The organism is Micromonospora sp. WMMC264 (assembly GCF_027497275.1).
Lineage (GTDB): Bacteria > Actinomycetota > Actinomycetes > Mycobacteriales > Micromonosporaceae > Micromonospora > Micromonospora chalcea.
Genome location: NZ_CP114907.1, coordinates 1,372,075 through 1,396,035, shown reverse-complemented (window position 1 = coordinate 1,396,035; position 23,961 = coordinate 1,372,075). Strand labels below are relative to the sequence as shown.

Here is a 23,961-nt window from a genome sequence, read left to right as displayed (position 1 = left end):
GGATCAGGCCGAGCCGAACTCTTCGTCCAGCAGGCTGAAGATCTCCTCGGCGGAGGCCGACTCGAGGCTGGTGCCCTCGTCGGCGGCGGAGTCCGCACCGGCCTCGGTGTAGGTCCACAGGGAGAGCAGTTCGCGCAACCGGACGCCGACGGCGGCCCGGTCGGTGTCGCCGGTGGACACCGCGCGCATGGCGTGCTCCAGCTTGTTCAGCTCGCCGAGCACCGTCAGCGCGGACGTGCTGCGCTCCGCCAGCAGCGCGCCGCGCAGGTACTCGACGAGCGCGGCCGTGGTCGGCCGGTCGTAGATCAGCGTCGAGGGCAGCCGCAGGCCGGTGGCCGCGTTGAGCCGGTTGCGGAACTCGACAGCGGTCAGCGAGTCGAAGCCCAGCTCGACGAAGCCGCGCTCGGCATCGATCGAGCGGATCGACGCGTAGCCGAGGACGGCGGCGGCGTGGGTCCGCACCAGGTCGGAGAGCACCTGGTCGCGGTCGGCCTCCGCCGTGGCGGCGAGGGTCTCCCGCAGCGCCTCGGCCGGGTTCCGCTCGGCGGCCCGGGCCGCGCCGGTCGCCGCCGGCCGCACCAGCGACCGCAGCACCGGCGGCACCGCCGCCGGCCCGTGCCGGCCGATCAACGCGAGGTCCAGGTCGACCGGTACGACCACCGGCTCGGCGAAGCGCAGGGCCTCGCTGAACAGGTCCATGCCCTCCTCGGCGCCGAGCGGCACGAAGCCGCCCCGGTTCATCCGGGCCTCGTCGACGTGCCCGGTCTGCCCGTCGCCGGTGTCGTTGACCCACGGGCCCCAGGCCAGCGAGAGCGCCGGGAGTCCCCGGTCGTGCCGGTGCTGGGCGAGGGCGTCGAGGAAGCAGTTCGCCGCCGCGTGGTTGGCCTGCCCGGGGCCGCCGAAGAGGCCGGCCGCCGAGGAGAAGAGCACGAACGCGGCCAGGTCCAGCTTCTCGGTCAGCTCGTGCAGGTGCCAGGCCGCGTCGACCTTGGGTCGCAGCACGGTGTCGAAGCGCTCCGGGGTGAGCGCCGGCAGGACACCGTCGTCGAGCACCCCGGCGGCGTGCACCACGCCGGTCAGTGGCAGGTCGGCGGGGAGCTGGTCGACCAGCAGGGCGAGCGCCTCGCGGTCGGTGACGTCGCAGGCGGCCACCCGGACGGTGGCGCCCAGTCCGGCCAGCTCGTCGACCAGCGCGGCGACGCCCGGGGCGTCCGCTCCGCTGCGGCTGACCAGCAGCAGGTGCCGTACGTCGTGCCGGGTGACGAGCCGGCGGGCCACGAGCCGCCCGAGCAGGCCGGTCGCCCCGGTCACCAGGACGGTGCCGGCGGCCAGGTCGGGGCCGGACGCCTCGGCCGGGGGCGGCCCGAGGCGGGTCAGCCGGGGCACCCGGAGCTGCCCGGCGCGTACGGCGAGCTGGGGTTCGCCCGTGGCGAGGGCGGCCGGCAGCAGCGCGGCGGCCGGGGCGTCGTCGTCGACGTCGACGTCGACGTCGAGGAGCACGATCCGGTCGGGGTTCTCCGTCTGGGCGGAGCGCAGCAGGCCCCAGGCGGTGGCGGCCGGCACGTCGGCGATCCGCTCGTCCGGGTCGACCCGGACCGCGCCGCGGGTGACCACCACCAGCCGGGCGGCGGTCAGGGCCTCCTCGGCGAGCCACTGCTGGGCCAGTGCGAGCATCCGGTGGGCGACCCGGTGCGCCTGGGCGGCCGGGTGCGGCTCGTCGGCGGCGGCTCCGGCGCAGGTCACCACCACCGCGTCGGGCGCGGCGGCGCCGGCGCGTACGTCGGCGACCAGCGTCGACAGGTCCGGGTGCCGGTCGGCGCCGGACCAGTCGGCGCCGAGGACGACCAGCCGGGAGGCGGTGTCCGCGCGGCCGGTGGTGGGGGCGAGCCAGTCGAGGCGGTGCAGGGACCGGCTGGCGGAGCGGCGGGCGGCGCTGAGCTGCTCGCCGGAGATGGGCCGCAGGACCAGACCGTCGACGGAGGCGACCGGGGTCGCGCCCGTGTCGGTGACGGTCAGGGCCACGGAGCCGGCGTCGGTGGCGCGCAGCCGGATCCGCAGCTCGCGGGCACGGGTGGGCCGGATGGTGACGCCCGACCAGGTGAACGGCAGGCCCGGGCGGATGCCGGGGCCGCCGTCGGTGCCCGACGCGCCGCCGGCGGGGTCGCCGGCCGGGTCGTCGGCCGTGGCGCTGGCGCCGATGGCGTGCAGCGCCGCGTCCATCAGGGCCGGGTGCACCGAGAACGCCGTGGTGTCGGTGGACGCGTCGGCGTCCAGGGCGACCTCGGCGAGGATGTCCGGGCCCGAGCGCCAGGCGGCACGCAGCGCCCGGAAGGTGGGGCCGTAGTGGTAGCCCTGGGCGGCGAGCCGGGCGTAGAGCCCGTCGAGGGCGATCGGCTCGGCGTCGGCCGGCGGCCACACGGCGGCCGGCGCGGGGTCCGGGTCGGCGGTGTCGGCGAGTTGCCCGGAGGCGTGCCGCTGCCAGGGCCGGGAACCGTCGGCCGCGGTGTCGTCGTCGCGCCGGGTGTGAATGGCGACGGGCCGGTGCCCGGTCTCGTCCGGCGGGCCGACGCGTACCCGCAGGTCGATTCCTCCCTCGGTGGGGATCGCCAGGGGCGCCTCCAGGTTCAGCTCGGCGACGGTCGCCGCGCCGGCCTGCCGGCCGGTCCAGGACGCGAGCTCCACCAGGGCCGTCCCGGGCAGCAGCACCATGCCCAGCACGGCGTGGTCGGCGAGCCAGGGGTGGGTGGTGAGGGTGATCCGGCCGGTGAACAGCAGTCCCTCGTCGCCGGGCAGGTCGGCCACCGCGCTGAGCAGCGGGTGGTCCACCACGTCGAGGCCCACGGCGGGCAGGACGGAGCGGTGCGCGCCGGTGCGCTCCAGCCAGTAGCGGTGCCGGTCGAAGGCGTACGTGGGCAGGTCGACCGGTTCGGACTCGGGCAGCAGCCGGCGGTGCTCCACCGGCAGGCCGAGGGCGTGCGCGGTGGCGAGGCCGGTCAGCAGCCGGGTGGCGGCGTCGGCCGAGCCGCCGAGGGTGTCCAGGACGTGTCCGGGGGTGCCGGCGGCGTCGAGCGCGGCGGCGATCCCGGCAGCCAGTGCCGGCTCCGGCGAGACCTCCACGAAGGTCAGGTGGCCGGCCGCGACGGCGGCACGCAGGGCGGCGTCGAGCCGCTCCGGCCCCCCGTCCCCGGCGCCGGGGACGGCCGGGTCGGTGCCCGGGGTGGCCGGGTCGGTGCCCGGGGTGGCCGGGTCGGTCCAGTGGTCGACGCCGAGGCCCGCCGCGTCGGCCCAGTCCCCGGTGACAGTGGAGGCCAGCCGGGCGGTCCCGGGCTGCGGCGCGAGCCCCGCCAGGGCGGCGCGGAGGCCGTCGTGGTCCAGGCCGCCGGCGGCGGCGCGGGCCCGCATCGCCACCGTGCGGGCGGCGTCGGGCAGGGACAGCAGGCCCGCCACGTACGCGGCCACGACCTCGCCGTCGCCGGTGCCGACGACAGCGGCGGGAGTGACACCGGCGTGCCGCCAGACGGCGGCGAGTGCCACGCCGACGGCGAACCGGACGGGCCGGGCCAGCTCCGGCCGGTCGGCCCAGGCAGCGTCCGCGCCGGTGAGCAGGGCGGCCGGATCGACGTCGACCCAGGGCGCGAGGGCCTGCCGGCACTCGGCGAGGGTGTCGTCGAAGACCGGGCAGCGGCCCACCAGTTCGGCCACCGCGCCCGCCGGGGCGGCGCCCGGGAAGACGAACACCGGTCCCGCCCCGTGGTTGGCGACGGTGCCGGTCACGACGTTGCCGGCCGGGGTGCCGGCGGCGAGCGCGTCCAGGCCGGCCAGCAGCTCGCCGGGGGTCGCGCCGAGCACGGCGGCGCGCCGGTCGAACGCCGAGCGGGTCGCGGCGAGCGACCAGCCGACCGCTGCCGGGGCGAGGCCGGGGTGCGCGCGCAGGTGCCGGGCCAGCCGGGACGCCTGCGCGGCCAGGGCCGAGGCGGAGCGGGCCGAGACGGGCCAGGCCACCACGTCGGCGGTGAGCAGCCCGGCGGGGCGTTCCCCCGCCGCAGCGGCTGGCGGCGGCATCGGTGCGTCGGCCGCCTCGGCGCCGGCGGGCGCGTCGGCGGGCAGCTCGACGACCACGTGGGCGTTCGTGCCGGAGATACCGAACGAGGAGACCGCCGCGCGGCGGGGCCGGCCGGCGGCCGGCCACGGCCGGGACCGGGTCACCAGCTCCACGTCGCCGGCCGACCAGTCGATGTGCGGCGACGGCTCGTCCACGTGCAGCGTCGCCGGTACGGTGCCCTCCCGCATCGCCAGCACCATCTTGATCACGCCGGCCACACCGGCGGCGGCCTGCGCGTGGCCCATGTTCGACTTGACCGAGCCCAGCAGCAGCGGGCCGGCGTCGCCCCGGTCCTGCCCGTACGTCGCCAGCAGCGCCTGCGCCTCGATCGGGTCACCGAGGACGGTGCCGGTACCGTGCGCCTCGACGACGTCCACGTCGGTGACCGCCAGCCCGGCGCCGGCCAGCGCCTGCCGGATCACCCGCTGCTGGGAGGGGCCGTTGGGGGCGGTCAGCCCGTTCGACGCGCCGTCGGAGTTGACGGCGGAGCCGCGTACCACGGCGAGGACGCGGCGGCCCTGCCGCCGGGCGTCGGAGAGCCGCTGCACGAGCAGCATGCCGACGCCCTCGGACCAGCCGGTGCCGTCCGCCGTCGCGGCGAAGGACTTGCACCGCCCGTCGGAGGCGAGTCCGCCCTGGCGGGAGAACTCCTGGAACGCCGTCGGGGTGGCCATCACGGCCACGCCGCCGGCCAGCGCCAGGTCGCACTCGCCGCGCCGCAGCGCCGCCCCGGCGAGGTGCAGCGCCACCAGGGACGAGGAGCAGGCCGTGTCGACGGTGACGGCGGGGCCCTCCAGCCCGAGGGCGTACGCGACCCGGCCGGAGATGACGCTGTGCGCGGCGCCCGTCATCAGATAGCCCTCGACGCCCTCGGGTACCTCGGTCAGCCCCGTGCCGTAGCCGGAGGTGGAGGCGCCCACGAAGACGCCCGTACGGGTGCCCCGCAGCGACGCCGGGTCCACCCCGGCCCGCTCCAGCGCCTCCCAGGACGTCTCCAGGGTGAGCCGCTGCTGCGGGTCCATGGCGAGGGCCTCGCGGGGCGAGATCTCGAAGAACGCGGGGTCGAAGTCCGCCACGTCGTGGAGGAAGCCGCCCGCCGGCGGGCGCGTCCCCTCGGCCGGCTCGGGGATCTCCCAGCCCCGGTCGGTGGGGAACGGCGAGATGGCGTCCACGCCGTCGGCGACCAGCCGCCAGAACGCCTCCGGCCCGTCGACGCCCCCGGGGTAGCGGCAGGCCATGCCGACGATCGCGACGGGCTCGTCGGCGTCGACGACGACGGCCTGCGGGGCGTCGGCCGGGGCGGCGCCGGAGACCAGCTCGCGCAGGTGCGCGGCCAGCTCGGCGGGGGTCGGGTAGTCGAAGACCAGCGTGGTGGGCAGCCGCAGGCCGGTGGCCGCGTTCAGCCGCCCCCGGAAGTCCACGGCGGTCAGCGAGTCGAAGCCGAGGTCCTTGAACGGGCGCCCGCGCAGCTCGTCGGGGGTGGCGTGGCCCAGCACCGCCGCGGTCTGCTCGTTGACCAACCGCAGCAGCTCCCGCTCCTGCTCCGCCGCCGGCAGCGCCGCGAGGTGGCGCAGCGGCGCCGCGACCCCGTCCGCCGGCGCGGCGGCCTCCTCCTGCGCGACGAGCGCCCGCACCTGCGGCAGGTCGCCGAGGAACGGGCTGGGCCGGGCCACCGTGAACGCGGGGTGGAACCGGCTCCAGTCGACGTCGGCGACGGTCACGCAGGGCGTGGGCCGCCGCAGCGCCCGGTCGAGGGCGACGAGCGCCTTCTCCGGATCGACGGGCGGCAGGCCCATCCGGTTGAGCTGCTCGGTGGCGACGTTCTCGGCGGCCATGCCGTGCGCGCCGCCCCAGGCCGTCCAGGAGACGGCGGTGGCCGGCCGGCCCCGGTCGCGCCGGTTGACCGCCAGGGCGTCCAGCAGGGAGTTGCCGGCGCCGTACGCGCACTGCCCGGCGCTGCCCCACACGCCGGAGATGGAGGAGAACATGACGAACGCGGCGAGGTCGCGCTCGGCGAGGCAGGCGTCGAGGTGCAGGGCGCCGAGTACCTTGCCCGCGACGACGTGGGAGAACTCGTCGAGGGTGGTGTCGGTGATCGGGGTGAGCTGGTCGGTGCCGGCGGCGTGCACGACCGCCGTCAGGTCGGGCAGCGAGCCGACCAGGTCCGCCACGGACCGCCGGTCGGTGACGTCGCAGGTGGCGGCGGTGACCCGCCCGTCGGCGCCGTACCGGTCGAGCAGGTCCGCCACGGCGGGGGCGGCGGCGCCCCGGCGGCTGGCCAGGACCACCCGCCCGGCGCCCCGGTCGAGCAGCCAGCGGGTGACGTGGCCGCCGAGGGCGCCGGTGCCGCCGGTGACCAGGACAGCGCCGGACCACCAGTCACCGGCCGGGCTCTCGTCGCTCGGCGGCGGGGCCGGGGTGAGCCTGCGGGCCCAGGTGCCGCCCGGGCGCACGGCCACCTGGTCCTCGCCGCCGTGGCCGGCCAGCACGGCGGCGAGCCGCCGGGTGGTGGCGGCGTCGACGGTGGCCGGCACGTCGACCAGGCCGCCCCAGCGGTGCGGTTGCTCGACAGCCGCCGCGCGGCCGAGGCCCCAGACCTCGGTCTGCAGCGGGTGCGTGACCCGGTCGCCCGGGGCCGCCGCCACCGCTCCGCTGGTGACGCACCACAGCGGCGCCACCAGGTCCAGGTCGGTCATCGCCTGGACGAGGGCGAGGGTGCCGGCGGCGGCGAGGGTCACGCCGGGGTGCTCGGGCAGCAGCCGGTCCTGGCCGGCGACGACGGCGAGCACGCCGTCGACAGCGCGGCCGCCGGTCAGCACCCGGAGCCGGGCGGCGAGCGCCGCGCGGTCCAGGTCCGCGGCGCCGACGCGCAGCACCAGCGGCTCGGCGTCGCCGAAGAGCCCGGCCAGGCCGTCGGCCCACGCCGGCGCGTCCTCGGCGGGCAGCACGACCAGCCAGCGGCCCGCCGGGGCGTCGCCGTCCGCGACCGGCACGGGCTGCCAGCTCACCTGGTACGACCAGCCGTCCACGAGGGAGCGTTCCCGCCGGGACCGGCGCCAGGAGGACAGCACGGGCAGGGCCGGCAGCAGCGCCCGCACCTGCTCGTCGTCGTCGCCCAGCTCGCCGCGCAGCGTGTCGACGTCCGCCTGCTCCAGGGCGGCCCAGAACTCGTCGTCGCCGTCGGCGGAGGCGGTGTCGGGGCCGGCGGGCGGCGGCTCGGGCCAGAAGCGCTGGCGGCGGAAGGCGTACCCGGGCAGCGGCACCCGCGCGGTCTCGGCGCCCGCGTACAGCCGCGTCCAGGCGACCTCCACCCCGCCGACGTGCAGCTCGGCGAGGGCGGTGAGCGCCGACGTGGGCTCGGGGCGGTCGCGGCGCAGCAGCGCCACGGCGGCGGTCTCGTCGTCGGCCAGGACGTCGCGGGCCAGCGCGGTGAGCACCCCGCTGGGGCCGACCTCCAGGAACGTACGCACGCCCAGGGCCCGCAGCTGCTCGACGCCGTCGGCGAAGCGGACCGCCTCCCGCACGTGCCGCACCCAGTACTCGGCGGTACGGATCTCGTCGGCGTCGGCGACGGCGCCGGTCAGGTTCGACACGATCGGCAGCGCCGGCGGTTGCAGCTCCAGCCGGCGCACCACGGCGGCGAACTCGGCGAGCATCGGTTCCATCAGCGGGCTGTGGAAGGCGTGGCTGACCCGCAGCGGCCTGGTACGTACGCCCTGGTCGGCCCAGCGGCGTTCGAGTTCCTCGACGGCGTCGGCGGCGCCGGAGACGACGACGGCGGTGGGCCCGTTGACGGCGGCCACGGCGACGGCGTCCTCGACGCCGGCCAGGGCGGCTCGGACGGCGTCGGCGGGGAGCTGGACGGCCAGCATCGCGCCGCCGGCCGGCAGGGCCTGCATCAGCCGGCCCCGGGCGGCCACCAGCGTGGCGGCGTCGGGCAGCGACAGCACACCGGCCGCGTGCGCGGCGGAGAGCTCGCCGATCGAGTGGCCGAGCAGCACGTCCGGGACGATCCCCCAGCTCTCCAGGAGCCGGAACAGCGCGACCTCGACGGCGAACAGGCCGGCCTGGGTGTAGAGGGTCTGGTTGAGCAGCCCGGCCTCCTCGTCGCCCTCGGGCGCGAAGAGCACCGGGGCGAGCGGGCGGGGCAGGTGCCGGTCCAGCTCGGCGCAGACCTCGGTCAGCGCCCGGTCGAAGACGGGGAACGCGGCGGCCAGCTCGCGGCCCATGCCGCTGCGCTGCGCGCCCTGGCCGGAGAAGAGGAACGCGAGCTTGCCGCCGCGCGGGCCCGCGCCGGTGACCAGGCCCGGGGCGTCGCCGCCGGTGGCCAGCGCGCGCAGGGCGGCGGTCAGGTCGGCGCGGTCGCCGGCGAGCAGCACGGCGCGGTGCTCGAGGCCGGCCCGGGTGCTCGCCGACGACCAGCCGACATCGGTCAGCCGCGGCTCGGGGCGCTCGTCGAGCCAGTCGGCCCAGCGGGTGGCCTGCGCGGTCAGGGACGCGGCGTCGCGGGCGGAGATCAGCACCGGCACCAGGCCGGCACCGTCGACCGGGGCGGTGACGGGCGCGGTGACCGGGTCGGTCGCGGCGGCGGGGCCGTCCGGGGTGTCCGCCGGGTCGGCGGCGGGCGCCTCCTCGATGATCACGTGGGCGTTGGTGCCGCTCATGCCGAAGGAGGAGATGCCCGCGCGGCGGGGCTGTTCCCCGGCGGGCCACGGCTGCGGCTCGGTCGCCAGCGACACCGCGCCGGCCGTCCAGTCCACGTTGGGCGTCGGCTCGTCGACGTGCAGGGTGGCGGGCACGGTGTCGTGCCGCAACGCCATCACCATCTTGATCACGCCGGCCACGCCGGCGGCGGCCTGGGTGTGGCCGATGTTCGACTTCACCGAGCCGAGCCAGAGCGGCCGGTCGGCCGGACGGCCCTGCCCGTACGTCGACAGCAGCGCCTGCGCCTCGATCGGGTCGCCGAGGGTGGTGCCGGTGCCGTGCGCCTCCACCACGTCGACCTGCTCGGGCGCGAGCCGGGCGCTGGCCAGCGCCTGGAGCACGACCCGCTGCTGGGACGGGCCGTTGGGGGCGGTCAGACCGTTGCTCGCGCCGTCCTGATTGACCGCGCTGCCGCGTACGACCGCGAGGACGGGGTGGCCGTTGCGGCGGGCGTCGGAGAGCCGCTCGACGAGCAGAAGGCCGGCCCCCTCGCCCCAGGCGGTGCCGTCGGCGGCGGCCGCGAACGACTTGACCCGGCCGTCCATGGCCAGGCCACGCTGGCGGCTGAAGCCGATGAAGGCGGACGGGGTGGACATGACGGTGGCCCCACCGGCCAGTGCCAGGGTGCACTCGCCCTGCCGCAGCGCCTGGCAGGCCAGGTGCAGCGCGACCAGCGACGACGAGCAGGCGGTGTCGACGGTGACGGCGGGGCCCTCGATGCCGAGCGCGTACGAGATCCGGCCGGACACGACGCTGGCCGCGGTGCCGGTGAGGATGTAGCCCTCGGTGCCGGGCGGCGGCTGCTGGAGCAGCCCCACATAGTCCTGGCCGGTGGTGCTGGCGAACACTCCGACCTGGTGGCCGCGCAGCGTCGAGGGGTCGATGCCGGCGTGCTCGAACGCCTCCCACGACGTCTCCAGCAGCAGCCGCTGCTGGGGGTCCATGGCCAGCGCCTCGCGCGGCGAGATGCCGAAGAACGCGGCGTCGAACTCGGTGGCGGAGTCGACGAAGCCGCCCTCGGCCACGTACGACGTGCCGGGGTGGTCGGGGTCCGGGTGGAACAGCCGGGCCAGGTCCCAGCCGCGGTCGGCGGGGAACGCGGAGTAGGCGTCGCGGCGGGAGTCGACGAGCTCCCACAGTTCCTCGGGCGAGGCCACCCCGCCCGGGAAGCGGCAGGCCATGCCGACGATGGCGATCGGCTCGCGGTTGGCCGCCTCAAGCTCGCCGAGCTTCCTCCGGGTCTGGTGAAGGTCCGCCGTCACCCATTTCAGGTACTCCCGGAGCGTATCTTCAGTCGCCATTGACGCCACCTCTTCGGGTCGGAGAGAAACAGCGACCCAATACCGTCCACGGACGCCACAAGCCGCGAAGATCCAAACCCATTCAGCCGACCACGAATTGCCAGACAAAATGGCGTTTCAGCCCCCCACCAGGTCTTACGCGCCGGACGAAAGGTAATTGTCGCCGGACGGCGGTCACAACCCCTAGCGTGCCCCTACGGGTGCCCCTAGGTGGCGGGGGCGCAGGCTGGGCCGACCCGCCCCGCGACCGGTGTGGCGCACCGCCCTCGCGGGGTGCGGCCGGGCGGGTGCGCGGACCCGCCCGGCCCAGCGTGTCACGACCTTCGACAACGGTCGTACGACACCATTCCTAGATCCCCGGCAAATTGCCGCCGGGGCCACCCAGCTCGCGGTGGATGAAATCGAAGATCTCGGCATCGGTGGCGTCGTCGAGGGTGTGCGTGGCCGATTTCTCCTCGACGGGACCACGGTCGTCGCCCCACCGGGCGACGAACGCCTGCAGCTGCACCAGCAGCTTCTGCCGGGTCAGCCGGTCCGGCGCGTCGGCCGCGAAGACACCGTCGAGCCGTTCCAGCTCGGCGAGCAGCGGGGCCGCCGCGGCGGCGCCGTCCTCCGCGAGCCGGTCGCGCAGGTGCCGGGCGAGGGCCGCCGGCGTGGGGTAGTCGAACACCACGGCGGCGGGCAGTTGGACGCCGGTGGCGGCGCGGAGCCGGTTGCGCAGCTCCACGGCCGTCATCGAGTCGAACCCGACCTCGCGGAACGCCCGGTCGGGCTCCAGCCCCGCGTCCCCGCCGTGGCCGAGCACGGTCGCCGCCAGGCCGCCCACGAGGTCGACGAGGACGCCTTCGCGTTCGGCGGGGCTCAGCGGCCGCAGCCGCTCCCGCAGCGCGGTCGCCGCCTCGTCGTCCGCCGGCTGGCGCTCGTCGTCGGCGGGCATCGCCGCGCCCGCCTCCGGGACCCCCGTCAGCAGCGGGCACGGCCGCATCGACGCGAACGTCGGCACGAACCGGTCCCAGCGCACGTCGGCGACGATCAGCCCCGCCTCCGCCCGCAGCGCCTGACCGAACGCCTCGAGGGCCAGCTCCGGGGGCAGCCCCGGCAGGCCCCGCCGGCGCAGCTGCGCCTGCTCGGGCGACTCGGGGTCGTCGCTCCACGGGCCCCACGCCACGGCGGTGGCCGCCAGTCCCCCGTGCCGCCGGTTCGCCGCGAGCGCGTGCAGCAGCGCATCGCCGGCGGACTGGCCGGCCCGGCCGCCCGCGCCCCACACCCCCGTGGTCGAGGTGCACAGCACGAACGCGTCGAGCGGGCGGTGCGCCAGCTCGTCGGCGTACCTGGGGACGTCGCCGACGGTGGCGGCCAGGTCGGCGGCCAGGCCGGCGAGGGTCAGCTCGGCGAGCGGCACCGAGCCGGTCTCGGCCGGGACGTGCACGAGCGCGGTCACCGACCGTTCCTCGGCGGCGAGCTGCTCCATCAGGTCGCCGAGCTTGCCCGTGGCCGGCTCGGCCAGCGGGAGCACCTCGGCGCCGTGGCGTCCCAGCCAGTCGGTGGTGTGCCGGGCGAGGGCGCCGGTCCCGCCGGTGAGCAGGACGGTTCCGTTCGGCCGGTAGCCGTCGCCCGCCGCCGGCAGCCCGGTGTCGCGGACCAGCCGCCGGGTGTGCACGCCGGCCTCCCGGACGGCGAGCTGGTCCTCACCGTCGACGTTGACCAGCGCCCCGACCAGGGCCGCGTACGCCGCCTCGGCCGGGCCCGCCGGCAGGTCGACGACTCCGCCGACGTGCCGGGGGTGTTCCAGCGCGGCGACGAGGCCGAGGCCCCACGTGGTGGCCTGCGCCGGGTGCGCGACCGCTTCCCCGTCGACGGCGACGGCGCCGGTGGTGGCCAGCCACAGCGGTACGGCCGGGCCGGAGCGGCCGGTGTGCGCCTGCACCAGCAGCAGGTTCGCCGCCAGGCCGGTCGGCAGTGCGGTCTGCTCCGGGTGCGGCGCCTCGTCCAACGCCAGCAGGGACAGCAGCGCCGTCGGCTGGTGCGCGGCGGCGAGCCGGTCGAGGTCGGCGGCCAGACCGTCGCGGGTGGCGGTGGCCGGGTCGACTGTCAGCAGGTGCACCGCCGCGGCGCCGGCCGTGAGGGCGGCGAGCACCCGGTCGGTGACCTGGTGCGGCGGGGCCACGACCAGCCACGTGCCCGGGTCGGCGCCGGTCAGCGCCCGGCGTTCCCAGGTGACCCGGTACCGCCAGCCGGCCAGGGTGCCGTCGAGCTGCTGGCGACGCCGCCACGACTCCAGTTCCGGCAGCAGCTCGCGCATCGGCTGGTCCGGGTCGAGGCCGAGGCGGCCCAGGTCGCCGTCGGTGACGGCCCGCCAGAACGCGTCGTCGACCGGGTCGGCGACCGGTGCCGGCGACGTGTCGAGGGTCGGCCAGTAGCGCTGCGGCCGGAACGCGTACGTCGGCAGCTCGGGCAGCAGGCGGGGATCCGGGCGGGGGCCGGCCAGCGCGGCGAGCACCGCCGCCCAGTCGACGTCCCGCCCGGTGCCGTCCACGACGGCCAGCGCGGCGAGCAGGGCGGCCGGCTCGTCGGCGCCGGCGCGCAGCGCCGCCACGGCAGTGCCGTCCTCGTCGCCGGGCAGCAGGCTGGCGGCCATCGCCGTCAGCACCGCCTGCGGTCCGAGCTCCAGGAAGGTGTCCACGCCCGCGTCGCGCAGCGCGGCGATCCCGTCGGCGTACCGGACGGCCTCGCGGACGTGGCGCACCCAGTAGTCGGGCGTACGGATCTCGTCGGGCTCGGCGAGCCGCCCGGTCAGGTTCGACACGATCGGCAGCAGCGGCGCGGCGAACGCCAGCCCGTCGAGGACGGCCCGGAACTCGGCCAGCATCGGTTCCATCAGCGGGCTGTGGAAGGCGTGGCTGACCCGCAGCCGGCGGGTGCGCACCCCGCGTTCCCGCCAGAGCCGCTCCAGCCCGTCGAGGGAGTCGACGGCCCCGGCGAGCACCACGGCGGTGGGGCCGTTGACGGCGGCGACGCCGACCCGGTCACCCAGCCCGGCCAGGGACTCGACGACGGCCGCCTCGTCGGCGGCGACGGCGAGCATCCCGCCCCCGGCGGGCAGGGCCTGCATGAGCCTTCCCCGGGCGGCCACCAGCGTGGCGGCGTCGGCGAGGGACAGCACGCCGGCGACGTGCGCGGCGGTGATCTCGCCGATGGAGTGCCCGGCGACGTGCCCGGGCACCACCCCGAACGACTCGACCAGCCGGAACAGGGCCACCTCCAGCGCGAACAGCCCCGCCTGGGTGAAGACCGTCTCGTCGAGCAGCGCCGCCTCGGCGCTGCCTTCGGCCGCGAACAGCACCGGCTTCAGCGGCTGCGGCAGCTGGTGGTCCAGGGCCGCGCAGACCTCGTCGAGGGCCGCCGCGAAGACGGGGAACGTGTCGTACAGCTGGCGGCCGGCGCCGGGGCGCTGGGCGCCCTGGCCGGAGAACTGGACGGCGAGGCCGCCGGCGCGTCGCCGGGCGGTGACCACCGCTGGGTGCTCCTCCCCGGCGGCCAGGGCGCGCAGCGCGGCCAGCCGGGTCTCCCGGTCGGCGGCGATCACGGTGGCCCGCCGGCCGAGGTGAGCGCGGCCGTCGGCGAGCGCCCAGGCGACCAGGCCGGCCGGGTCGTCGCCGGTCGCGACGTGGTCGGCCAGCCTCCCGGCCTGCTCGCGCAGGGCGGGCAGATCGGCGGCGGAGACCGGCCACGGCAGGGCCACGGCGCGGTGGTCGCGTCGCGCTTCGCCGTGCCCCGCGGTCACGTCGAACGTTGCGGTGTCGGCGGCGGCGACCGGCGCCGGGGCCTCCTCGATGATCACGTGGGCGTTGGTGCCGCTGATGCCGAACGAGGAGACGCCGGCCCGGCGGGGTCCGTCCGTGGCGGCCCACGGTCGTGCTTCGGTGAGCAGCGCCAGCGTGCCGGAGGACCAGTCGACGTGCGGGGTCGGCGCGTCGACGTGCAGGGTCTTCGGCAGCACCTCGTGTTGCAGGGCCAGCACCATCTTCATCAGGCTCGCCGCGCCCGCCGCGGCCTGGGTGTGGCCGATGTTCGACTTCACCGACCCGAGCCACAGCGGCCGCTCGGCGGTTCGGTCCCTGCCGTACGTGGCCAGCAGCGCCTGCGCCTCGATCGGGTCGCCGAGGGTGGTGCCGGTGCCGTGTGCCTCGACGACGTCCACGTCTGCGGGGGTGAGGCCGGCGTTGTCCAGCGCGTGCCGGATGACCCGCTGCTGGGCGGGCCCGTTCGGGGCGGTGAGGCCGTTGCTCGCGCCGTCGGAGTTGACGGCGCTGCCCCGTACGACGGCGAGGATCCGGTTGCCGTCGCGCTGGGCGTCGGAGAGCCGCTGGAGCAGCAGGACGCCGACGCCCTCGCCCCAGCCCGTGCCGTCGGCTGCCTCGGCGAACGCCTTGACCCGCCCGTCGGCCGCGAGGCCGCGCTGCCGGGAGAACTCCAGGAACGCGCCCGGGGTCGACATCACCGTGACGCCGCCGGCGAGGGCGAGGTCGCACTCGCCGCTGCGCAGCGCCTGCGCGGCCAGGTGCAGCGCCACCAGCGACGACGAGCAGGCCGTGTCGACGGTGACCGCCGGGCCGTGCAGCCCGAACGAGTACGCCAGGCGGCCCGAGACCACCGACGCGCCGTTGCCGGTCGCCTGGTAGCCCTCCACCTGCGAGCGGGCGCCCAGCAGCAGCGTGGCGTAGTCCTGCCCGTTGGTGCCCATGAAGACGCCGGTGGCGGAGCCACGTACCCGGTGCGGGTCGATGCCGGCGCGTTCGAAGACCTCCCAGGTGGTGTGCAGCAGCAGCCGCTGCTGCGGGTCCATGGCGAGGGCCTCGCGCGGGTTGATCCCGAAGAACGCGGCGTCGAAGCCGACGACGTCGTGCAGGAAGCCGCCGCTGCGGGTGTAGCTGGTGCCGACCCGCTCCGGGTCGCTGTCGAACAGGCCGTCGAGGTCCCAGCCCCGGTCGGCCGGCATCGGCGTGACCGCGTCCACCCCCTCGGCCAGCAGGCGCCACAGCTCCTGCGGCGACGACACGCCGCCCGGGAATCGGCAGGCCATGGAGACGATCGCGATCGGCTCGTCGGCCGCCGGCCGGGCAGAGGCCACGCCGCCGGTGACCGGGCCGCCGTCCGCGCCGACGACGATTTCGGTACGCAGGAAGCGGGCCAGTTCCGCCGCCGACGGGTGGTCGAAGACCACTGTCGACGGCAGGGTCAGGCCGGTGACCCGGCCCAGCCGGTCCCGCAGTTGCACGGCGGCGAGGGAGTCGAAGCCCAGTTCCCGGAACGCCCGGCCGGCGGGCACCTGGTCGGTGGTGGGGTGGCCGAGCACGGCCGCCGCCTCCGCGCGGACGAGGTCGACCAGCAGCGCCTCCTGGCCGGTCGCCGGCAGCGTGGCGAGCCGGTTGCGCAGCCCGTCGGTGGCGGCGGCGCTCTCCGGCCGCTGCGGCTCCTCGGCGACGGCGGGGGCGACCCGGTCGAAGAGGTGGCTCGGCCGTGCGGCGGTGAACGCCGTGACGAACCGGGACCAGTCGACGTCCACGATCACCGGGGCCGCCTCGGGGGCGTTCACCCAGCGGCCGAGCGCCGCGACGGCGGCGTCGGGCGCGAGCGGGCTGAACCCGCGGCGGCGCAGGCCGTCGGCGGTCTCCCCGGCGGCCATGCCGTCCTCCGCCCACGGGCCGTACGCCAGCGCGGTGGCGGGCAGGCCCTTCGCCCGGCGGGCTGCGACGAGGGTGTCGAGCAGGGCGTTGCCGGCCGCGTAGCCGGCCTGCCCGCCGCCGCCCCAGACACCGGCGACCGAGGAGAAGACCACGAACGCGTCGAGGTCGCGACCCCGGCAGGCGGCGTCGAGGTGCAGGGCGCCGAGCACCTTGCCGGCCAGGGTGTCCGACAGCTCGCCGTCGGTCACCTCGTACGCCGGGGTGGTGCCGCCGGACGTCCCGGCGGTGTGCACGACGGCGGTCAGCTCCGGCAGGTCCGCCACGAGGGCGTCGACGGCGGCCCGGTCGGTGACGTCGCACGCCACGACCCGCACCGCACCCAACTCGGCCACCAACTCCGCCGCACCCGGCGCCCCCGGACCCCGCCGCGAGGCGAGGACCACCTCACCGGCCCCGTTCGCCAGCAACCAGCGGGCCACATGCCGACCCAACGCTCCTGTACCACCGGTCACCAGCACCGTCCCGGCAGGCCGCCAACCCACACCCACCGGCGGCACGGCCGGCACCAGCCGCCGGCCGAAGATGCCGCTGCGCCGGACGGCCACCTGGTCCAGGGTGCCGTCGGCGAGGACCGCGACGAGCCCGGCGCGGGCGCCGCGGTCGGCGCGGGCGGGCAGGTCGACCAGGCCGCCCCAGCGGTCCGGCTGTTCGAGGGCGACGACCCGGCCCAGGCCCCAGGCCAGGGCCGCCCAGACGTCGTCGACCCGTTCGCCGGCCGTGACGGGCATCGCGGTCCGACTGAGCGCCCACACCCGTCCGGCCAGGCCCGTGTCGGTGAGCGCCCGGACGAGGGTGAGCAGGGCGGCCGTGCCAGCGGGCAACGCCGGCGTGTGCGCCGGGGGCCGGTCCTGGCGGGGCAGGACGCAGAGCACCCCGGCCCAGCCGTCCCCGCTGATCCGGCGCAGCCGCTCGCCCAGGTCGGCGCGGTCGAGGGTGGACGACACGGTGAGCGTGTCCACCCGGGCGCCGGCCTGGGTGAGGGTCTTCGCCACGCCCGCGTCGGCGCCGCTGTCGACGGTGACGATCAGCCACCGCCCGGACAGCCTGGTCTTCGGGTTCGGCCGGACCGGCTCCCACCCGATCCGGTACGACCACCCGTCCAACGCGGTGTCCCGGGACCGGTGACGACGCCAGCGCGAGAGGACCGGCAGGGCCGGGCCGAGCGTGTCCAGGGCGTCGGGGTCGTCGCCGAGTTCGGCGGCGAGGGCGGCCAGGTCGCCACGCTCGACGGCGGTCCAGAACTCGACGTCGCCGCCGTCCGGGGCGGCCCGCTTCTCGGCCGTGCCCTCGGGCCAGTAGCGCTGGTGCTGGAAGGCGTACGTGGGCAGGTCCACCCGCCGCGCGCCGGTCTCGGCGAACCACTGCGTCCAGGTCACCGGCACGCCGTGCACGTGCAACTCGGCCAGGGCGTGCAGCAACGCCTGCGCCTCCGAACGGTCACGGCGCTGCACAGCCAACGCCAGCACGGCCTCGTCATCAGGCAGCACGTCGGCGGTCATCGCGGTCAGGACGCTCTGCGGCCCGACCTCCAGGAACGTGTCCACACCGGCAGCCCGCACAGCGGCGATCCCGTCGGCGAACCGCACCGCCTCGCGCACATGCCGCACCCAATACTCCGGCATGCGGATCTCATCGCCGGCCAGGGCCCCGGTCACGTTCGACACCACCGGCAACAACGGCGTGGCAAACGTGAGGCCGTGCAGGACCGCGCGGAAATCGTCAAGCATCGGCTCCATCAACGGACTGTGGAACGCATGGCTCACCGTCAGCCGGCGAGTGCGCACGCCCCGGTCGCGCCAGTGCCGCTCCACCTCGTCGAGGGCCTCGACGCCACCGGACACCACCACTGCGGTGGGTCCGTTGACCGCAGCGACGCCCACCCGGTCGGCGAGCCCGGCGATCGACTCGACCACCGCGGCCTCGTCGGCGGCCACGGCCAGCATGCCGCCACCGGCCGGCAGCGCCTGCATCAACCGACCCCGCGCGGCGACGAGCTGACACGCGTCGGCCAGGGACAACACGCCCGCGACATGCGCCGCCGTCACCTCACCGATCGAGTGACCAGCCAGCATGTCCGGCACGACCCCGAACGACTCCACCAGACGGAACAGCGCCACCTCGACCGCGAACAACCCGGCCTGCGTGAACACCGTCTGATCCAGCAACCCCGCCTCAGCGGAACCCTCCGACGCGAACAGCACGTCCTTGAGCGGACGCGGCAGCAGCGGATCGAGGTGCGCACACACCTCGTCCAGCGCGGCGGCGAACACCGGGAACAGAGCGGACAACTCCCGGCCCATGCCGGCGCGCTGCGCGCCCTGGCCGGAGAAGAGCAGCGCGAGCTGGCCGCGTACGGCGGTGGAGCCGGTCACGACGGTCCCGGAGGGCTCGCCCGCGTCGAGGGCCCGAAGCGCGGTGAGCAGGTCGTTGCCGTCGGCCACCACGGCGACGGCGCGCTGTTCCAGCGCGGGCCGGGTGGTGACGGAGGACCAGGCCACGTCCAGCGGACGCGGGGCCTCGTCGGCGGCGAGCCAGCGCGCCCACCGGCCCGCTTGGCCGGCCAGGGCCGCGTCGGAGCGCGCGGAGAGCAGCACCGGCACGACCGGCGGCATGTCGCGGGCAACGACCTCACCCTCGATCGTCTCAGCGGGCGGCTGCTCGATGATCACATGCGCGTTCGTGCCGGAGATCCCGAACGACGACACCGCCGCCCGACGCGGCCGGTCCACGGCCGGCCACGGGGTGGGCTCGGTCGCGAGGGCCACCGCCCCGGCCGTCCAGTCGATGTGTGGGGACGGCTCGTCCACGTGCAGGGTCGGCGGGACGACGCCGTGGCGCATCGCCATGACCATCTTGATCACACCGGCGACACCGGCGGCGGCCTGCGTGTGCCCGATGTTCGACTTGACCGAGCCGAGCCACAACGGCTCCCGCCCCTGCCGGTCCTGCCCGTACGTGGCCAGGACGGCCTGCGCCTCGATCGGATCACCCAGCGTCGTACCCGTACCGTGCGCCTCCACGGCGTCCACGTCGGCCGCAGTGAGCCGCGCGTTCGCGAGGGCCTGCCGGATCACCCGCTGCTGCGACGGACCGTTCGGCGCCGTCAGCCCGTTCGACGCACCGTCCTGGTTCACGGCCGTGCCCCGCACCACGGCGTAGATCTTCCGGCCCTCGCGCTGGGCGTCGGAGAGCCGCTGCACCAGCAGCACGCCGACGCCCTCGGACCAGCCGGTGCCGTCGGCCGACGCCGCGAACGACTTGCAGCGACCATCCTGCGACAGACCGCGCTGCCGGGAGAACTCGATGAACGTCCCCGGCGTCGACATCACCGTCACACCACCGGCCAACGCCAGATCACACTCGCCGGAACGCAACGCCTGCGCGGCGAGGTGCAGCGCCACCAGCGACGACGAGCACGCCGTGTCCACGGTGACCGCCGGCCCCTCCAGCCCGAAGGTATAGGCGACCCGACCGGACAGCACGCTGCCGGAGGTGCCGGTCCCGACGTAGCCCTCCACCTCGGTCGGCAGGTCCATGAGCCGGGAGGCGTAGTCGTGGTACATGACACCGGCGAACACACCCGTCCGGCTGCCCCGCAACCGCTGCGGATCAAGCCCCGCCGACTCGAACGACTCCCACGACGCCTCCAGCAGCAACCGCTGCTGCGGATCCATCGCCAGGGCCTCACGCGGCGAAATACCGAAGAAACCGGGGTCGAACTCTGCCGCGCCGTACAGGAAACCACCACGCCGCGTATACGACGTACCGCTACGCCCCGGATCCGGATCGAAGAGCGACTCCAGATCCCAACCGCGATCCGCCGGGAACTCCCCGATCCCCTCACCGCCGCCGGCCAGCAACTCCCACAGTTCGTCGGGGGATTCCACCCCGCCCGGGTAACGGCAGGCCATGCCCACGATCGCGATCGGCTCGTCGGCGCCGACGACCGTGCCGGCGACCTGTGCGCTGGCCGACGCGCTGACGCCGGCCAGCTCCGACCACAGGTGGTCGGCGAGCACGGCCGGGGTCGGATAGTCGAACACCAGCGTCGAGGCCAGCCGCAGCCCGGTGGCCGCGTTCAACCGGTTACGCAGGTCCACCGCCGTCAGCGAGTCGAAGCCCAGCTCCCGGAACGCCCGGTCCGCCGGCACCGACTCCGCACCACCGTGCCCCAACACCTGCGCAACGAGGCCCCGTACCAGCACGTCGACCTGGGCGCGGCCCTCGTCCTCGGTGAGCCCGGCGAGCCGGTCGGCCCAGCCGCCACCGCCCTGCCCCGCCTGGCGGCGGGTGCCGGTCACGCCGATCAGGGTGCGCAGCACGGCCGGCACGGGGCCGCCGGAGGTCGCCGCCCGCAGCGCGGGCACGTCGATCACGGCCGGTACAAGGGCCGGACGGTCGGCACGCAGGGCGGCGTCGAAGAGTTCCAGCCCGACCTCGGCGCTCATCGGCGTCAGACCCGCCCGCGCGGACCGCGCCCGGTCCGCCTCCTCGATCGAGGCGGCCATGCCGGCGGTGTCCCACATGCCCCACGCGAGACTGACGGCCGGCAGACCCAACTGCCGCCGGTGGACCGCAAGCCCGTCGAGGAAGGCGTTGCCCGCCGCGTACGCCGACTGACCCGGCGAACCCAGCACACCAGCAACCGACGAGAACACCACGAACAGATCCAGATCCAGACCCGCCGTCGCCTCGTGCAGGAACCAACCCGCCGACACCTTCGGCGCCAACACCCCGGCCAGCCGCGCCGCCGTCAGCCCCTCCACGACACCGTCGTCCAGGACGCCGGCGGTGTGCACGACACCCGCCAGCCGACCCTCGGCGGTGACCTCGGCAACCAAAGCGCCGACCTGGTCCCGGTCGGTCACGTCACAGGCGGCGATCCGCACGGACGCGCCCAGCGCGGACAGCCGCTCCGACAGCTCACCCGCACCGGCGGCTTCCGGACCGCGCCGCGACACGAGCACCAGCGACCGCACGCCGTGCACCGACACCAGGTGCTCCGCGACCAGCGCCCCGAGCGCACCCGTACCGCCGGTCACCAGCACCGCGCCGTCACCCAGGCTGGGCGTCTGCGCGGCCGTGATGCCGGCCCGGACCAGGCGCGGCGAGTACACCGCGCCCTCGCGGACGGCGAGCTGGCCGCCGGTCGTGGCCGGTTCCCGCAGGACGCCGTCCAGCAGGGCAACCAGCGCGGCGTCCAGGTCGCCGTCGACGTCCGCGAGGACCATGCGGCCCGGGTGCTCCGACTGCGCCGAACGCAGCAGACCCCACACCGCCGCGCTCGCCAGGTCGGTCACCCGGTCGCCGTCGCCGATCGACACCGCACCCCGGGTCACGACCACGAGCCGCGAGTCCGCCAGAGCGTCCGCCGCGAGCCAGGACTGCACCGTCGCCAGCACGTCCGAGGTCACTGCCCGGACCGACTCCGGCGTCGCCGCGCCGGGCGCGGGGAACACCGGCAGCAGCAGCGTCCGGGGGACGGACTCCTTCCCCGTGACCGTAGCCACGTCGGCGTACGTGGGCATTCCTACCGGTGCCGGCAGCTCCAGGCCGCCGGTCACCAGCGCCCATCCGGAAAGCTCCCCGGCGGGTGCGGTCTGCACGGCCGGCCACCGCAGCTCGAACAGCGACCGCGAGGCCACGCCCGGCGCGGCCGCGCCGGTCAGCTCTCGCAGGACGAGGGAGTCCATCGACACGACCGGCGCGCCCACCTCGTCGTACGCGGCCAGCCGCAGCCCGGAGCCGTCGCGGGTCAGGCGCACCCGCAGCGTCCCCGCGCCTGCGGCGTGGACCTGCACGCCCTCGAAGGCGAACGGCACCCGTGGTCCGTTCGATTCCTCGCCACCGAGCAGCAGCCCGATCGGGTGCAGGGCGGCGTCCAGCAGCGCCGGGTGCACGCCGAATCCGGCGCTCTCCGTGGCGGCGGCCTCCGGCAGGGCCACCTCGGCGAACAGTTCGTCGCGGCCGACCCAGGCGCGCTGGAGTCCCTGGAAGACCGGCCCGTACGACAGGCCGTGCTCCGCCAGCGTCGCGTACCACCCCGCGAGGTCCACCTCCGACGTCGGGGCGGGGGGCCAGGTGATCGTGTCGGGCTCGTCGGCGGTGGACGCCTCCAGCACACCCTCCGCGTGCCGGGTCCAGCCCGCCTCGGGATCGTCGTCGGGGCGGGAGTAGACGGCGACGGGACGCTGCGGCGACTCCGACGTGGACACCCGCACCTGAATGCGTACGCCGCCGGATTCGGGGAGCACCAGCGGGGCGGCCATGGTCAGCTCCCGCAGCCGGGAGAGGCCCACCTCGTCGCCGGCCCGTACGGCCAGCTCGACCAGGGCCGTGCCGGGTACGAGCGTCAGCCCGGAGACCGTGTGGTCGGCCAGCCACGGGTGCGTGGTCAGGGAGAGCCGGCCGGTCAGCACCATCTCGTCGTCGCCGGCCAGGTCCACTGTCGCGCCGAGCAGCGGGTGCCCGGTGCGGCCGAGTCCGGCCCCGGACACGTCGCCCGTACGCGCCCGGCCGGCGGTGGGCCAGTAGCGCTGGTGCTGGAAGGCGTACGTGGGCAGGTCGACGCGGCGCGCGCCGGTCTCGGTGAACCACTGCGTCCAGGTCACCGGCATCCCGTGTACGTGCAGCTCCGCCAGGGCGTGCAGCAGCGCGTGCGCCTCCGGGCGGTCACGGCGCTGCACAGCCACCGCCAGCACGGCGTCGTCGTCGGGCAGCACGTCGGCGTTCATGGCGGTCAGGACGCTCTGCGGACCGATTTCCAGGAAGGTGTCCACACCGGCGGCCCGCAGGGCGGCGATCCCGTCGGCGTACCGGACGGCCTCGCGCACGTGCCGCACCCAATAGTCGGCCGTGCGGATCTCGTCGCCGGCCAGGGCCCCGGTCACGTTCGACACCACCGGCAGCAGCGGCGTGGCAAAGGTGAGGCCGTGCAGGACCGCGTGGAAATCGGCCAGCATCGGCTCCATCAGCGGGCTGTGGAACGCGTGGCTCACCGTCAGCCGGCGAGTGCGCACGCCCCGCTCCCGCCAGACCCGCTCCACCTCGTCCAGGGCCTCGACGGCACCCGAGACGACGACGGCGGCAGGCCCGTTGACGGCCGCGATACCGAGGCGGCCGGTCATCCCGACGATCGACTCGACCACCGCAGCCTCATCGGCGGCCACGGCCAGCATGCCGCCGCCCGTGGGCAGCGCCTGCATCAACCGACCCCGCGCGGCGACGAGCTGACACGCGTCGGCCAGGGACAACACGCCCGCGACATGCGCCGCCGTCACCTCACCGATCGAGTGACCGGCCAGCATGTCCGGCACGATCCCGAACGACTCCACCAGACGGAACAGCGCCACCTCGACCGCGAACAACCCGGCCTGCGTGAACACCGTCTGATCCAGCAACTCCGCCCCGGGCGTGCCCTCCGACGCGAACAGCACCTCCCTGAGCGGACGCGGCAGCAGCGGATCGAGGTGCGCACACACCTCGTCCAGCGCGGCGGCGAACACCGGGAACCCGGCGTACAACTCCCGGCCCATGCCGGCGCGCTGCGCGCCCTGGCCGGAGAAGAGCAGCGCGATCTGGCCGCGCTGGCCGGTGGCGCCGGAGACGACCGTACCGGCGGGGTCGCCGTCGGCGAGGGCGGTCAACGCCGCGACCAGGTCGTCCCGGTCGGCGGCGGTGACGACCGCCCGGTGTTCCAGCGCGGGCCGGGTGGTGACGGAGGACCAGGCCACGTCCAGCGGACGCGGGGCCTCGTCGACGGTCAGCCAGCGCGCCCACCGGCCCGCCTGCGCCGACAGCGCGGCGGCGTCGCGGGCCGACAGCAGCACCGGCACGACCGGCGGCACGTCGCGGGCGACGACCTCGCCCTCGATCGTCTCAGCCGGCGGCTGCTCGATGATCACGTGCGCGTTCGTGCCGGAGATCCCGAACGACGACACCGCCGCCCGTCGCGGCCGGTCCACCCGTGGCCACGGGGTGGGCTCGGTGGCCAGGGCCACCGCCCCCGCCGACCAGTCGACATGCGGCGACGCCTCGTCCACATGCAACGTCGCCGGCACCAGACCGTGCCGCATCGCCATGACCATCTTGATCACACCAGCCACAC

The 23,961-nt window shown here is 76.2% G+C and carries 2 protein-coding genes (1 of these 2 only partly in view); both read right to left on the bottom strand.

The features are described 5' to 3' along the window. Positions 1-3: 3 nt before the first annotated feature. Complete coding sequence (locus O7542_RS06040; protein WP_166456119.1) at positions 4-10,107, bottom strand: type I polyketide synthase; 10,104 nt, start codon at positions 10,105-10,107, stop codon at positions 4-6. Between the two features lie 349 nt (positions 10,108-10,456). Further along, positions 10,457-23,961, bottom strand: the 3' portion of a protein-coding gene (locus tag O7542_RS06035) for a type I polyketide synthase (protein ID WP_281605821.1). The gene runs 16,312 nt beyond the window's last position; 13,505 of the gene's 29,817 nt are visible here — the last part of the coding sequence; its start codon lies beyond the right edge, outside the window — the gene reads right to left on this strand; the stop codon is at positions 10,457-10,459.